Origin of the sequence: Mesorhizobium sp. L103C105A0 (assembly GCF_000502215.1) — a bacterium.
Classification (GTDB): Bacteria; Pseudomonadota; Alphaproteobacteria; order Rhizobiales; family Rhizobiaceae; genus Mesorhizobium.
Window position 1 is genome coordinate 81,692 of the sequence record NZ_AYXF01000004.1, and the last position, 15,422, is coordinate 97,113.

A 15,422-nucleotide genomic window follows, 5' to 3' on the forward strand; every position below is an offset into this window, starting at 1 on the left:
TCAATTCTATATCGATAGCCGCCGCATGACGCAAGGGCGTTCTGGGATTGCGAAACCTTATGCCGCACCCCCGGCGCCGGGTCCGAACGGGCACCGCCTGTATTTCAGCAATGCCGTAACTTCTTAAGCTTGGTTAACACCTTGTTTACCACGATGGGTGAAATGTGCGGATGTCGGTCACCCGTGTTTATCCTGTAGCGAATTTTTCACGGTTTTCGGAGAGCGGGCCTGGCCCGGGAAGCTCGTCTTCCGCCGCAGCAGTGCCGCGCGGCCGCCTTCGTTCCCGACAAGGACTTGGGAAACTGGCAGCAAGCCGGCCATTCTGAAAAACGGACGCATCGATGAACAGCAAGCGGTCCTATCTCGATACACTCAACGCCGGCAGGCCGCGCAGGCCGAACACCACACTTGATGAATTGAACCGCTCGCTGGAAACGCTGGAGCAGCGGCTGGAGCGCAAGCGCGAGGACGCCGCCGAGCGCTTCGATCCGCGCCGGCCGCCGGCAGAGCCGCGCTACGCAAGCGCCCAGCCCTACGCCCCGCCGCGCTGGTACGAGGACCCGCAGCCCACGCCGCGGCCGAAAGGCGCCGGGCCGGCCGGCTTCGACCAGAACTATCAGGCGATCGCGCGCGACATCGACCGCGTGCGCGGCCAGGAAGACAGCGTCGCCGTGGTCGGCAAGATCGCCGGCGAATTGCGTGGCCTGCGCGAGGAACTGCGCCATCAGATGACGGCCGGCCTGCAGCGCGAATTCGCCGCGTTGCGCAAGGACATCGAACGGGCCTTCCAGGCGAGCAACCAATCGGGTGGTCAGGCAGGCGGCTTGCCCGGCAAGGGCAGCGCCGAACTCGGCGTCGAATTCGAGCGGCTGTCCGGCGCCATCCAGACGCTGGCCGAGAAGAGCGACGACCGAAGCGTCAACATGCTGCGGCTCGAGCTCGAGCAGGTAAAGACGGCGCTCGACACATTGGCGCGCGAGGAAAGCGTGCTGAAGGTCGACCGCCGCTGGGACGATTTCGACCGCCGCTGGAGCGCGTTCGAGGACCGTGTCGACGCCGACCAGCGCAACCGCGCCGACGGCCCCGGATTTTCGGCCCTGACCGACCGGCTCGAACAGATCAGCAATGCGGTCCACAATCTGCCGGAATCGCTGTCGCTGCGCTCGATGGAAGAAAAGGTCCGCACGCTTGCCGGCGCCGTCGATCATTTCGTCAGCCAGCAGAGCAACCGCGGCGGCGACACGCTTGGCCTGATCGACGAACGGCTCGACGAGATTTCGCGCGCCATCGTCGCCTCGACCGTCGCCGCACAGGCCAATTCCTTCGACCCCGAACCCTTTGAACGCATCGAGAAGCGGATCGCCTCGCTGGCGCAGCAGATCGAGGAAGTCGTGCAGGTTCGTCCGAGCGGCGAGGTTCTCGACCGTCTCAGCACGCTGTCGAACAGGGTCGACGAGCTTGCCGGCCGCGCCAATCTGCCGGAACAGGCGATGGAGCGCCTCGGCAAGCAGATCGCGATGATCGCCGACAAGATCGACCGCGCCCCGGCCATGCCCGACGCCGACTATATCTTCCAGGGTCTGGAACAGCGCTTCGACGTGCTGTCGGGCATGATGGAACGCCGGCAGGGCGACGCCATCGAACAGGGCAACATGCTGTTTCGCGATCTCGAGCGGCGGCTGGACGAGGTTGCCGACCGGCTGGACCAGCGCCAGCCGCAGGCTGACAGCGCCGGCATCATGGACGCCATCGACGCACGCTTCACCGCGCTCGCCCAACGCATGGAGACGCGCATTCCCGATCCTGCCAACGAGGCGGCGATCCGCGGCCTGGAAAGCCGGCTCGAAGACATTTCAAGCCGGCTGGAATCGTCGGCCGCGCAGGTCGCCGGCATCGATCCGGCACTGATCCGCAGCCTCGAGGCGCAGGTCTCCGGCCTATCGGCGCATCTGTCGAAGCCCGGCACGCCGCTGCCGGAATTCGAGGACATCAGCCCGCGCCTCAACGAAATCGAGAAGTCGCTGGCCGGAACCCGCGAATCCATCATGGGCGCGGCACGCGAAGCAGCCGAGAGCGCCGTGCGCTCGCTGGCAGATTCGAACGCCAACACCGCGGCCGTTACCGGCCTTGCCCAGGATCTGAAGACGCTGGAAGCGCTGACGCGCCGTTCGGACGAGCGCAATTCACGGACATTCGAGGCGATCCACGACACGCTGCTCAAGATCGTCGATCGTCTGGGCTCGCTGGAGACCAGCGAACCGGCCGAGGCGGTGAGCGAGCTTCTGGATGCCCAGGCCGAGCCGGCGCGGCGGGCCCGCGCTGCACGCGCCTCCAAGATTTCGGTGCAGGACGCGCCGTCGATGGATATCGACCAGCCGCTGCCGCTGACCGGAGACATGGCCGATCTCGACGGTCGCGCCGCCGCCATCATGCGCAGCGAGCCGGATATGCGCAGCGACCCGGGTACGCGTAGCGACCTGGGTACGCGTAGCGACCCGGTCATGGGCAGCGAACCAGTGCGGCGCTCGCCAGCCGAAGCTGCCGCGGCCGCTGCCCAGGCAGCGCTCGGTTCCGACAGGATTGCCGAGAAAGGCGAAGGCACGGCCAAGAAGTCGCTGTTCGGAGGATTGGCGCGCGCCTTCAGGGGCAAGAAGTCGGCTGACATGCCGCCGCTTGCCGGCTCGGGGCCTAATGTCGACATGCCGAGCGTCGATCTCGACGAGCCGCTCGATCCGAAGCTCGCCAACCGACCGTTGGAGCCGGGCTCCGGCGCGCCCGACCTCAACGCCATCATGAAGCGCGTGCGCGACGAGCGCGGCCCGCCGGTGCGCCAAAACTCCGGCGATGCGTCGAAATCCGACTTCATTGCCGCGGCCAGGCGCGCGGCGCAGGCCGCGGCCGCCGAGGCCGACGCGCTGAAACGCCAGTCCACCATGAAGGGCCCGGTCAAGGCGCTTCGTATCGGCGACCTGCTCAAGGCGCGGCGCAAGCCGATTCTGATGGGAGCGGTCGCGATCATGCTGGCGCTTGCCGGCCTCCAGTTGGGCAAGGCCTTCTTCGCCGACCCGGTCGAGGTCGCAAGCAACGATACAGCGCCGATCGTCGCCTCGCAGCCGGTCGAGACTGCCTCGGTCAACGCTGCCAGCCAACCCAAGGCAGAACAGCAGGTGGCCGTGCAGGACGTGCCGGCCCGGATCGTCAGGCAGGCGGAGCCCACGGAACCGGCAGCTGGCAACGATGCGCCAATGAATGCGGCCTCGGTCGCTGGGCCCGAAGTGCCGGCGGTGGAGCCCGCGCCAGCGCCGATGGCTTTGGCCGATCCGGCCCCCACGCCAAATGCAATGCTGCCGACCACCGCCACTGCGGAACCGGCGGCTGCCGACGCGCAGCCTGCGGCCGCCGTCATGGCGCCCTCGGATACGACGGCCTCGGATACTACCGGCGCCGTTCCGCCGGCTGATGCTGCGGTAGCACCTGTCGTGGCCAAGATAGACGTTCCGGCCGATGCAGGCCCGCAAGCCTTGCGCGACGCGGCTGCCGGCGGTGACGCCAAGGCGCTGTTCGAGCTCGGTTCGCGCTATGCTGAATCGCGCGGCGTCAAGGAAGACATGGCGGCAGCGGCCAAATGGTACGAAAAGTCGGCCGAGCTCGGCTTCGCACCGGCGGAATACCGCATCGGCAATTTCTACGAGAAGGGCATCGGCGTCACGCGCGACGTCAAGAAGGCAAAGACCTTCTACCAGCTCGCCGCCGCGCAGGGTAATGCCAGCGCCATGCACAATCTGGCCGTTCTGTTTGCCATGGCCGCCGACGGCGTGACCGACAATGAATCGGCCGCGCACTGGTTTCAGGCGGCGGCCGATGTCGGCGTCAAGGACAGCCAGTTCAATCTCGGCATCCTGGCGGCAAAGGGCGTCGGCATGAAGCAGAGCCTGGAGGAATCCTACAAATGGTTCGCGCTCGTCGCCAAGACCGGCGACAAGGATGCGGCTGCAAAGCGCGACGAAGTCGCCACTGCGCTGCGCCCCGAACAGCTGGAGCGGGCGCGCGCCGCCACGGAACTGTGGAAGCCGAAGCCGCTCGACCCTGCGTCCAACTCGGCCGACATTCCTGAATCCTGGCAGGAAGGCACGCCGCAGACCACCGCCAGCGTTGACATGAAGAAGGCGGTCAAGAACATCCAGCTCATCCTCAACAAGAACGGCTACGATGCCGGCGGCGCCGATGGCGTGATGGGCGGCAAGACCAAGACCGCAATCATGGCTTTCCAGACCGACAACAAGATGCAGGCGACCGGCGAAATCGACGAAAAGCTGGTGAAGGCGCTGCTGGCGCACAAATAACGGCAGATGCGTCGCTAACGCGACGCCCTTGCCATACATTTGCCTGTTAACTGCTTGAGATGTTTTTTGTTTCGGTAGGGCGGCGGGGTTTGATCCCACTGCCCCGGCGGTGCAAGAAAGAATTGGCTTTTCGGTGCGACAATGCCCTGGAATGGCTGCAATCGCCGACAGGCAAACTGATCGAGACTGACGGGTGGGCATCTATCTCCCGATCGCGGAAATTTCCGTCAACGTCTTCGTGCTGCTGGCAATGGGCGCGGCGGTGGGTTTCCTGTCGGGCATGTTCGGGGTCGGTGGCGGCTTTCTGATCACGCCGCTCTTGATCTTCTACAACATCCCGCCGGCAATCGCCGTTGCCACTGGCGCCAACCAGGTTATCGCCTCCTCCTTCTCCGGCGCGCTGTCGCACATGAAGCGCGGCACGCTCGACTTCAAGCTCGGCGGGGTGCTGCTGGCCGGCGGCATCGTCGGCTCGACCGGCGGTATCTTCGTCTTTGCCTTCCTGCGTCGGCTCGGCCAGCTCGATTTGTTTATCTCACTGCTTTACGTCGTGCTGCTTGGCACCGTCGGCGGGCTGATGCTGGTCGAGAGCGTCAATGCGCTGCGCGCGACGCGCAGCGGTGCGGCGCCGGTCTTGAAGAAATCCGGCCAGCACAACTGGATCCACCGGCTGCCGCTGAAGATGCGCTTCAGGGCCTCGAAGCTGTTCGTCAGCGTCATTCCGGTGCTGGGGCTCGGCGCCGGCATCGGCTTCCTGTCGTCGATCATGGGTGTCGGCGGTGGCTTCATCATGGTGCCGGCGCTGATCTACCTCCTGAAAGTGCCGACCAACGTCGTTATCGGCACCTCGCTGTTCCAGATCATTTTCACCTCGGCCTACACCACGCTGGTCCACGCCACCACCAACCAGACAGTCGACGTCATGCTTGCCTTCCTGCTGATGGCGGGCGGCGTCGCCGGCGCGCAATATGGCGCCAAGGCAGGACAGAAGCTGCGCGGCGAACAGCTCAGGGCACTGCTGGCGCTGCTGGTGCTGGCGGTTGCCATCCGGCTTGCCATCGATCTCTTCGTCACGCCGCCAAACCTCTATTCGCTGACCGCCGCGGGCCTGAACTGATGCCGCGGTGGGGGATTTTTTCGGCCGCCGCTTTGCTTATCGCCGTCGCTCTGCCGGCCGCAGCGCAATCGCCGAACCCCTTGCCGGAAGGCATCCAGATCGGTCTCTCCACCGACGCGGTGTCGATCACCGCCGGCTTTTCCGGCGCCGACCTGACCATTTTCGGTTCGCTGGAAAACCCCGACCCGCTGGTCGCGCGGCAGGGGCGCTACGACGTCATCGTCGTGCTCGAAGGCCCGCCGCGGCCGGTGGTGGTGCGCCGCAAGGACCGCGTGCTCGGCGTCTGGGTCAACCTGGAATCCGAGACCTTCGAGAACGTGCCGGTATCCTACTCCGTCGCCACGACGCGGCCGCTGCAGGACATCACCGAACCCAACAGCTACAAGCAGCTGTCGCTCGGCGCCTCCAACCTTTACATGCAACCGGCCGACGTAACCGACAGTCCGGCGACGATCGGGGAATTCACCGTGGCGCTGCGCGAGCGCAAGGCGGCGACCGGCCTCTACAGCGAGAATGTCGGCGGCGTGCAGTTCCTGTCGCAGAACCTGTTTCGCGCCACGGTGCGGCTGGCGCCCAACGTCCCGGTTGGAACGCATAAAGCCCGCGCGTTCCTGTTCAAGAGCGGCCTGTTCCTCAAGGAAAGCTCGGCCCAGCTCGAAATCCGCAAATCGGGTTTCGAACAGTCGATCTTCCGCGTCGCGCATGATTACTCCTTTCTCTACGGCGTCTTCTCCGTGTCGCTGGCCATGATCACGGGATGGCTCGGCAGGCTGATTTTCCGCAGGGATTGACGCGCAGGACCCATTTCCGGGGAAAAGGGGTTCCCCTTTTCTCAGTCTTGCGATAGACCGCCGCCTCCCAACCCTCGGGTAACACGCACAATCATTCGGCAGAACGGTCAGGCCTCTGGACGGCGCGCGCCTTGCGGACGCCTGCCACAGCGACGACCCAATGACAGGAGGCTGCAATGCACCAGGCATTTGGCGGCATCGATTTCGGCACGTCCAATTCTACGGTGGGCGTGATCCGCAACGGCCAGGCACGGCTGGTGGCGCTGGAAGGCGGACAGCCGACATTGCCAAGCGCGGTTTTCTTCAACTTCGAGGACGGTCACACCTATTTCGGCCGCCGCGCCATTGCCGACTACACCGATGCCATCGAAGGCCGGCTGATGCGGTCGCTGAAGAGCGTGCTCGGCAGTTCGCTGGCGCATGAGAAGACGCGGATCAAGGCCCGGCAGATCGGTTTCATCGACATTGTCGGCATGTTCGTCGGCCATTTGAAGAAGCGGCTTGAGGAAGATGCCGGCGCTCCGGTGGAGAACGTTGTGCTCGGCCGGCCGGTGCAATTTGTCGACGACGATGTGGAAGCCGATGCCAAGGCGCAAAGCGAGCTTGAAAAAGCGGCGCGCGCGCAAGGCTTCAAGCACATCGCCTTCCAGTTCGAACCGATTGCGGCAGCACTCGACTATGAGCAGGACGTGAAGCGCGAGGAACTGGCGTTGATCGTCGACATGGGCGGCGGCACGTCCGACTTCTCGATCGTGCGCGTTTCGCCGCAACGCGCACGCTCACGCGACCGCAAGGACGATATCCTGGCCAACCGCGGCATCCATATTGGCGGCACCGATTTCGACCGGCTGCTCAGCATCGCCCATGTCATGCCCAAGCTCGGCTATCTCTCGCCCACAAAAGACGGCAAGCGCAACCTGCCGGCGAGCTATTTCATTGATCTCGCGACGTGGCAGCGCATCAACCTCGTCTATACTGCCAAGGCGATGACGCATCTGAGGCAAATCCGCTTCGAGGCCGTCCGCGCCGACCTTGTCGACCGCTTCATCCATATTGTCGAGCACCGTTACGGCCATGCGCTGGCCGGCCTCGTCGAACGAGCCAAGATCGCGCTGACGGATCAGGCTTCGGCCGATGTAACGGTGGCGCTGCCTGGCGCGCATTTCGCCGCCGAGATCTCGCGGACCGGCCTGGAAGAGACCATCGCCGCCGACATCGAGCGGGTGTCCGCTACGGTGCGGCAGACGATTGCCGATGCTGGCGTGAAAGCGTCCGACATCACCGCCGTGTTCCTCACCGGCGGCTCGACCGCCATCCCGCTGGCACGGCGCGAAATCCTGTCGCTGGTGCCGCAAGCCGCCGTTATCGAGGGCGACATGTTCGGTTCGGTCGGCCTTGGCCTGGCGCTGGATGCACAGCGGAAGTTCGCCTGATCGCTTACGCCGGATTGCTGACGGCCTCAGCGCCGAGATGCGCCTTGAGCGCCATCTGGGCGAGGCTTGCCTGGCGGTCGCGATGGGTGATCATGGCGAAGTCGCGCTTCGGCAGTTCGAGCGGCACCGACCGGAGACTGCCCTCGGCGACGGCGCGTCCGACGACGAGGTCCGAGATGATGGTGGCGCCGGCGCCGGCCTCGACCGCCTGGCGAACCGCCTCGTTGCTCGGCAGCACCAGAAATATCTGCAGGTCGCCAAGCGATATCCCCTCGCGGCGGGCCAGGTCCTCCAGCACCTCGCGCGTGCCCGAACCACCCTCACGGATGATCCAGCGCAGCCCTCTGATATCCGGGCGGCCCGGCGCGATCTCGGCGATTTCGGGATGCGAGGCGGCGACGACCAGCATCAACCTGTCGACGTCGACCTTGGTGCGGCGGAGGATGTCTGACTCGGTGCGCCCCTCGACCAGACCGAGATCGGCGGTGCCGTCGAGCACATTGGCCTCGACCTGCCTGGTGTTGCCGATGCTGACGCTTAAGCGCACCGCCGGGTAGGCTTCATGGAAAGAGGCCAGCCTGCGCGGCAGCCAGTAGCTGGCGATGGTCAGGCTGGCGGCGATCGACAGGCTGCCGGCGACCGTCTGCGAGACATGCTCCAGCACATTTCGGGCGGCGGCGGCGCGTTCCAGCACCGCCTTGGCCTCGGGCAGGAAACGGTGGCCGGTCTGAGCCAGCTCGATGTTGCGGCCGACACGGTTGAACAGATGAACGCCATGCTGCTCTTCCAAAGCGCGGATGGCCGCCGACGCCGCCGACTGGGAGATGCCCAAAAGCTCCGCCGCCTTGGTCATATGGCCGCGTTCGGCAACGGCAACGAAAATGCGCAACTGGTCCAGCGTCATGTGTGCATTAAGAACCAATTCCGATCGAATTTACAAGAACAACTGATTAGACGGATCGATAGCTTTATTCTACTTTTTCAGTCGAAGTTAGAAAGAATTCGCCAACAAATCGCGGCCAACAAAATGATCGGGCGGTTCAGATCCCTGTTTGCGCATTGGACCCGTGGCCTCAGGCGGCGGCTGGCCGGCGATCGATATCATCCTGAAGAACACTATATGCGTGGCCCCGGACCGAAGACGCGGGCCAAATTCGCAGGTAGCAAAAGCACGCCGGCATCATGAACCCAGCTGCGCCGCGCGGAGCCAATTCCGCACCGTCGCAACGGCCGCTTGGCGATACACGCGCGCCTGATGAAGGCGACGGCGTCGACACCTCGCCCGCTATCTCCGACAGCATCGCCAAGACCACCTGTTATATGTGCGCCTGCCGGTGCGGCATCGACGTCCACATCAAGGACGGCAAGGTGCGCTACATCAACGGCAACAAGGCCCATCCGGTTAACCGCGGCGTGATCTGCGGCAAGGGCAGCTCCGGCATCATGCAGCACTACAGCCCGGCGCGGCTGAAGAAGCCGCTGTTGCGCAGCGGCCTGCGCGGCTCGGGCGAATTCCGCGAGATCGAGTGGGAGGAAGCGTTTTCGATTGCGACCGGGCGGCTATCGCATATCCGCCGGACCGATCCGAAAAAGCTCGCCTTCTTCACCGGGCGCGACCAGTCGCAGTCGCTGACCGGCTGGTGGGCGAGCCAGTTCGGCACGCCGAACTTCGCCGCCCATGGCGGCTTCTGCTCGGTCAACATGGCGGCCGGCGGGCTCTACACGATCGGCGGCTCGTTCTGGGAGTTCGGCGAGCCGGACTGGGACAATACGAAATACTTCATGCTGTTCGGCGTCGCCGAGGACCATGATTCCAACCCGATCAAGATCGGCTTGGGTAAACTCAAGGCGCGCGGCGCCAAGGTGGTGTCGATCAACCCCTGTCGCACCGGCTACAACGCCATTGCCGACGACTGGATCGGGATCCGGCCCGGCACCGACGGCCTCTTCGTCTTCGCCCTAATCCATGAACTGCTGAAGGCAGGCCGCGTCGATCTCGATTATTTGCTGCGCTACACCAACGCCCATGTGCTGGTCGTCCAGGAGCCGGGTGCGGCGGACGACGGGCTGTTCCTGCGCGACAGCGACAACAATCTTCTCGCCTGGGACAGAGTGGCGAAGACAACCGTCAACGCAGCCGATGCGGATGCGAAACCGGCGCTGACCGGCAGCTTCACGTTCGCCGGCCGCCGTTGCGTGCCGGTGTTCCGGCTTATCGCCGACCGCTACATGGACGACAGCTACGCACCCGATGCGGTCGCGGCACGATGCGGCATTCCGGCCGACACCATCCGCCGGATCGCTGCCGAACTCGCCCACGTCGCCTTCGAACAGACGATCGAACTGCCGGTTGCGTGGACCGACTGGGCCGGACGGCGGCACGAGACGATCAAGGGACGGCCGGTGTCGATGCATGCCATGCGCGGCATCTCGGCCCACTCCAACGGCTTTCACTCCTGCCGTGCCATCCACCTGCTGCAGGTGCTGCTCGGCACGGTGGACGTGCCCGGTGGCTTCCGTTTCAAGCCCCCCTACCCGCGCTCGGCGCCGCCGGGACCGAAGCCGGCCGGCAAGGTGGTCAGGCCGATGACGCCGCTCGACGGCATGCCGCTCGGCTTCGTCTGCGGGCCGGACGATCTCCTGGTCGACGAGGCCGGCACGCCTTTGCGCATCGACAAGGCTTATTCCTGGGATGCGCCGCTCGCCGCGCATGGGCTGATGCATACGGTCATCCGAAATGCGTGGGCCGGTGACCCGTACCCGATCGACACGCTGATGATGTACATGTCGAACATGGCTTGGAATTCCTCGATGAACACCGTCGAGACCATTGCCATGCTCACCGACCATGACGAAGCGGGTAACTACAAGATCCCCTTCATCATCTATTCCGACGCCTATTATTCCGAGACAGTGCCGTTCGCCGATCTGGTGCTGCCCGACACCACCTATCTCGAACGTCACGACTGCATCAGCCTGCTCGACCGGCCTATCAGCCATGCCGACGGACCAGGCGATGCCATCCGCCATCCCGTCGTCGAACCCAACCGCGACGTCAGGCCGTTCCAGTCAGTATTGATCGAACTCGGCGCCCGGCTCGGCCTGCCCTGCTTCGTCAACGACGATGGGGTGGCGAAATACCGCGACTATGCCGACTACATCGTCAATCACGAGCGCACGCCAGGCATCGGCCCGCTCGCAGGCTGGCGCGGCAAGGACGGCACGTCTGCAGGCAAGGGCGAGGTCAACCCAAACCAGCTGCAGCGCTACATCGACAATGGCGGCTTCTGGCACCAGGACTTTGCTGAGGACCAGCGCTATTACAAGATGGCCAACCGCTCCTATCTCGACTTCGCGGAGCAGATGGGGTTCATCCCCAAGGCCGAGCCGATCGTGTTCCAGCTCTATTGCGAACCGATGCAGCGCTTTCGCCTCGCCGCGCGCGGTCATGGTCGCGTCCAGCCGCCCGAGAGCGAACGCCAGCGCATCGAGACCTATATGGATCCGCTGCCGTTCTGGTTTACGCCGTTCGGAGAGGCCGCGGTCGATCCGCAGAAATACCCGCTGCATGCGCTGACGCAGCGGCCTATGCACATGTATCATTCCTGGGGCTCGCAGAATGCGTGGCTGCGGCAAATCACCAGCCAGAACCGCCTGTTCGTGCACCACAAGACCGCGGCAGTTCTCGACCTGGCCGACGACGACTGGGTGTGGATCGAAAGCATCAACGGCCGGGTGAAGGGGCAGATCAAGCTGGTCGACGGCGTCAATGCGGATACGGTCTGGACATGGAACGCCATCGGCAAAAGGCGCGGCGCCTGGGGGCTGAAGGACAACGCCGCCGAGAGCAATCGCGGCTTCCTGCTCAACCACATCATCGGCGACCAGACCTCGGCCGATGCGAACGGTAAACGCTATTCTAATTCCGATCCGGTCACCGGCCAGGCGGCGTGGTTCGATCTCAGGGTTCGCATCGTCAAATGCGCCTCCGAAGAAGCCGGCTTCACCGAGCCGCAATTCGAGCGCTTCAGCCAGCCGCCAAATGTCGAGCCATCGCCCGACATCCTTCGCTTCGGCGCCGAGTTCCGCGTCCATAGGGAAGCTGTGGAATGACCTGCCTTCCCGCCCATACAGACAAGAAGCTTGGCCTGGTCATCGACCTCGACACCTGCGTCGGCTGCCAGGCCTGCGTCACCGCCTGCAAGGAGTGGAACACCGGCGGCCACATGGCGCCACTGACCGACATCGACCCCTATGGCGGCCATGTCGACGGCGTCTGGTTCAACCGCGTGCACAGCTACGAGCACACGACCGAGGCGGGCGGGCGCACGGTCAACTTTCCGCGCTCCTGTCTGCATTGCGAGACGCCTGCCTGCGTCACTGTCTGCCCGACCGGCGCGTCCTACAAGCGGGCGTCGGACGGCATCGTGCTGATCGACGAAAGCAAATGCATCGGCTGCAAACTGTGCAGCTGGGCGTGCCCCTATGGCGCGCGCGAATTCGACACCGATGTCGGCGTGATGAAGAAATGCACGCTTTGCGTCGATCGCATCTACAATGACAATCTGGCCGAGGAAGACCGCGTGCCGGCCTGCGTTGCCGCCTGCCCGACCAGCGCCCGGCATTTCGGCGATCTCGGCGATCCCTCGTCGGCTGTCTCGCAACTGGTGGCGGAGCGTCGCGGCGTCGACCTGATGCCGGAGATGGGCTACAAACCGACCAACAAATATCTGCCGCCGCGCGCCCAGCGCGCCGCATCGGTGCCGGCGCCAAGGCTCGAGCCAGTCACGGCCGAAGGCGGTTTTCTCGGCTGGATCGACCGCATGCTTTCGAACTGACCAATGCATCCAGCCTTTTCCGTCGTCTTCTTCACAACTGCCACAGGAGCGGGCTACGGACTGCTGGCGCTGCTTGGCGTGCTTGGCGGACTGGGTTTTATCCCGGCCCATTTCTGGCCCGGCCTTATCGGCATGGGGCTGGCGCTTGGCCTGATTGCTGCCGGCCTTTTGTCGTCGACCGGCCATCTTGGCCGGCCCGAACGCGCCTGGCGCGCCTTTTCGCAATGGCGTAGCTCCTGGCTGTCACGCGAGGGTGTATCGTCGGTCGCGACCTTCATTCCCGCCGGGCTGTTCGGCATCGGCTGGGTGTTTTTTGGCCGCACCGGAGGCTGGATGGCCATCGCCGGGTTTCTCGCAACTATCGGCGCAATCGTCACCGTCTGCACCACCGGCATGATCTATGCCTCGCTGAAGCCGATCGCGCAGTGGCATAGCCCGTATACGCTGCCGGGCTATCTCATCTTTTCGGCGATGACCGGCAGCGTGCTGTTGAACGCGCTGCTGCAGGCTTTCGCCATCAGCCCGACCGCCGTTGCGGTAGCCGCCCTGCTGCTGACCTTGCTCGGCTGGGGCTGGAAGCTGGCGACGTGGCGATACAATGACGCGCTGGAGATCGCGACCACCGCCAACACGGCGACAGGCCTCGCCGGAGGGACGGTGCGCTCGCTGGAATGGCCGCACACCGAGGAGAACTACCTGCTCAAGGAAATGGGCTTTCGCATCGCCCGCAAGCACGGTGCAAAGCTGCGGCTGATCACGCAGTTGCTGGCTTTCGCCTTGCCTGCCCTGCTGCTGCTTTCTGTCTTATTCGCTTTGCCCTGGCCATTCGCAGCGGTGCTGTCGGTGCTTGCGGCAACCGTCCAGTTCGCCGGCATGCTGGTCGAGCGCTGGCTGTTCTTCGCCGAGGCCAAGCACACCGTCACCCTCTATTACGGCCGGTAGAGCGTCCCGCCGTCAGGCGGCCCGTGCTCGTGGCGCCGCCGGCAAATCCTTAAGCAGGATTTCGATCGCGGCATCGATTACAGCTGTCCTGCGGTCGTGCGCGTAAAGGCCGTATTGGACCGTGAGCGGCTCGGGCAGGCCGGCTGACGTCTTCAGCACCCGCATCGAAGCAGTGCGCACGGATTCGGGCGGAAGCAGTCCAACGCCCAGTCCGTTCTCGATCGCGGCCTGAAGGCCGGTGACGCTCTGGCACGACAGGACGATCCGGTGCTCCCGGCCGGCGGCGACCAGCGCCTCGATCATCCGCCTGCGCCAAGGGCAGGTTGCGCCGAAGGCGGCGAGATCGAGTGGCCGGTCATGGTCCAGCACATAGTCCTGGGCGCAGACCCACTGCAGTTCGACGTTCCATGTCGTCACGGCATCGGCCGCGACGACGGATGTCGGGGCAATCATGACATCCAGCGCATCCTCGCTCCACAGCCGTCCCAGCGCGACGCTGTGCTCGACCATCGCGTCGAGGCTGATGTCGGGATAGGTGCGATGCAGCCGCCCAAGCGCGGCCGAAAGCGCGGCCGTGGTGACCTCTTCGGCAAGACCAATACGCACGCCGCCGCCAATGCTAGCCTGCTGCAGACGCGCCACCGCTTCGTCGCCGAGAGCGAGGATGCGGGTCGCGTATCCCAGAAAGAGCTCTCCCGCCGCAGTCGGTACGACACCGCGGCCGGTGCGCTGGAACAAGTGCCGTTGGAGCAGGCCCTCCAGCCGGCGCATCTGCATGCTCATCGCCGATTGGGTCTTGCCGGTCTGCGCGGCGACCCTGCTCAGGCTACCTTGCCGGCAGACCGCGACATAGGTGCGGAGAAGGTCGAGGCCGATCTGCTCAGATATCATTTTGTTTGAACTCTGATGTCATAGGTATCAGTCTACAATGATATCTCGCCACGCGCTATCTCACACTCAAGAGAACAGCGCAGGGAAGAAAACCATGAAAGCGATCCGTGTTCACCGCCATGGCGGGCCAGATATGCTCGCCTACGAAGATGTCGACATCGGCCAGCCCGGACCGGGCGACGTGCGCGTGCGCAACCGGGCGGTCGGCCTCAACTTCGTCGACATCTATTTTCGCACCGGCGAATACGCGCCGCCCGCTCTGCCATTCATTCCCGGCAATGAAGGCGCCGGCGAAATCGTCGCCGTCGGTGAAGGCGTCAGCGGCTTCGCGCCTGGCGACCGAGTCGCCTATGTCGAGACGCTCGGCGCCTATGCCGAAGAACGCATCGTGCCCGCGCATTTCGTCGTGCATCTGCCCGACGCCATCGATTTCGAGACAGGTGCGGCGATGATGCTGAAAGGGCTGACGGCGCAATATCTGCTGCGCCGCACGTTTCGCGTCGAGGCGGGCCATACCATCCTGGTGCATGCCGCGGCGGGCGGCGTCGGCCTCATCCTGACGCAATGGGCCAAACATCTCGGCGCGACCGTCATCGGCACGGTCGGTTCACCCGAAAAGGCCGAACTTGCGCGCGCCAATGGCTGCGACCATGTCATCGACTACAGCAAAGAGAATTTCGCCGCACGGGTGAAAGAGGTCACCAACGGCGAAGGCTGCCACGTCGTCTATGACGGCGTCGGCAACGCGACCTTCCCCGCCTCGCTCGACTGCCTGCGGCCGTTCGGCACCTTCGTCAGCTACGGCACAGCGTCGGGGTCGATCCCGCCATTCGACATCATGCTTTTGATGCAAAAGGGTTCGCTGTTCGCCACCTGGCAGTTGCTGTTCCATCATCTCGCCAGGCGTGAGGACGTCGTCGCCATGAGCGAGGATCTGTTCAGCGTCGTCCTCAGCGGCGCAGTGAAAATCCCGGTGCACACAAGCATGCCGCTTGCCGAAGTGGCGGAGGCGCACCGCCGGCTCGAAGCACGGCAGACGACAGGCGCAACCGTGCTTATACCGTAGA

At 64.6% G+C, this 15,422-nt stretch carries 10 protein-coding genes; 8 read left to right on the forward strand and 2 right to left on the reverse strand.

Features of this window, described 5'->3' with window-relative positions; genetic code table 11:
- Nucleotides 1-341: 341 nt before the first annotated feature.
- The 4 genes from X727_RS150670 to X727_RS150655 all read left to right on the forward strand — a co-directional run bounded on the left by X727_RS150670 (nucleotide 342) and on the right by X727_RS150655 (nucleotide 7,684).
- Complete coding sequence (locus X727_RS150670; protein ID WP_023834314.1) at nucleotides 342-4,343, forward strand: SEL1-like repeat protein; 4,002 nt, start codon at nucleotides 342-344, stop codon at nucleotides 4,341-4,343.
- Between the two features lie 193 nt (nucleotides 4,344-4,536).
- Nucleotides 4,537-5,460 (forward strand): sulfite exporter TauE/SafE family protein, encoded by a 924-nt coding sequence (locus tag X727_RS150665; protein ID WP_023669608.1) that lies wholly within the window; start codon nucleotides 4,537-4,539, stop codon nucleotides 5,458-5,460.
- A complete protein-coding gene (locus X727_RS150660) occupies nucleotides 5,460-6,251 on the forward strand; it encodes a TIGR02186 family protein (RefSeq protein ID WP_023834315.1) in 792 nt (263 codons plus the stop codon). Before X727_RS150665 ends, X727_RS150660 begins: the two co-directional genes overlap by 1 nt.
- A 176-nt stretch (nucleotides 6,252-6,427) precedes the next feature.
- Nucleotides 6,428-7,684: an Hsp70 family protein gene (locus X727_RS150655; RefSeq protein WP_023699496.1), complete on the forward strand. Its 1,257-nt coding sequence runs from the start codon at nucleotides 6,428-6,430 to the stop codon at nucleotides 7,682-7,684.
- Between the two features lie 4 nt (nucleotides 7,685-7,688).
- Here X727_RS150655 and X727_RS150650 read toward each other — a convergent pair whose 3' ends face one another.
- A complete protein-coding gene (locus tag X727_RS150650) occupies nucleotides 7,689-8,588 on the reverse strand; it encodes a LysR family transcriptional regulator (protein ID WP_023699495.1) in 900 nt (299 codons plus the stop codon).
- Between the two features lie 278 nt (nucleotides 8,589-8,866).
- On the opposite strand from X727_RS150650, the gene X727_RS150645 reads away from it, so the two are divergent.
- From X727_RS150645 to X727_RS150635, 3 genes are read left to right on the forward strand one after another with little or no spacing between them, the layout of a single operon-like run.
- The gene (locus tag X727_RS150645) at nucleotides 8,867-11,797 is read left to right on the forward strand and encodes a molybdopterin oxidoreductase family protein (RefSeq protein ID WP_023834316.1); all 2,931 of its coding nucleotides are present in this window, start codon (nucleotides 8,867-8,869) and stop codon (nucleotides 11,795-11,797) included.
- Nucleotides 11,794-12,522, forward strand: coding sequence for a 4Fe-4S dicluster domain-containing protein (locus X727_RS150640; protein WP_023834317.1), 729 nt, complete (start codon nucleotides 11,794-11,796; stop codon nucleotides 12,520-12,522). Before X727_RS150645 ends, X727_RS150640 begins: the two co-directional genes overlap by 4 nt.
- A 3-nt stretch (nucleotides 12,523-12,525) precedes the next feature.
- On the forward strand, nucleotides 12,526-13,464 hold the full coding sequence (locus X727_RS150635; RefSeq protein WP_023692554.1) for a DmsC/YnfH family molybdoenzyme membrane anchor subunit: 939 nt from the start codon (nucleotides 12,526-12,528) through the stop codon (nucleotides 13,462-13,464).
- Between the two features lie 12 nt (nucleotides 13,465-13,476).
- Here the strand turns inward: X727_RS150635 and X727_RS150630 are convergent, their stop codons facing one another.
- A complete protein-coding gene (locus tag X727_RS150630) occupies nucleotides 13,477-14,355 on the reverse strand; it encodes a LysR substrate-binding domain-containing protein (RefSeq protein ID WP_023688709.1) in 879 nt (292 codons plus the stop codon).
- Nucleotides 14,356-14,449: 94 nt separating this feature from the next.
- Between X727_RS150630 and X727_RS150625 the strand changes: the two genes are divergently transcribed.
- A complete protein-coding gene (locus X727_RS150625; RefSeq protein ID WP_023688710.1) occupies nucleotides 14,450-15,421 on the forward strand; it encodes a quinone oxidoreductase in 972 nt (323 codons plus the stop codon).
- The last annotated feature ends 1 nt before the right edge of the window (nucleotide 15,422 follow it).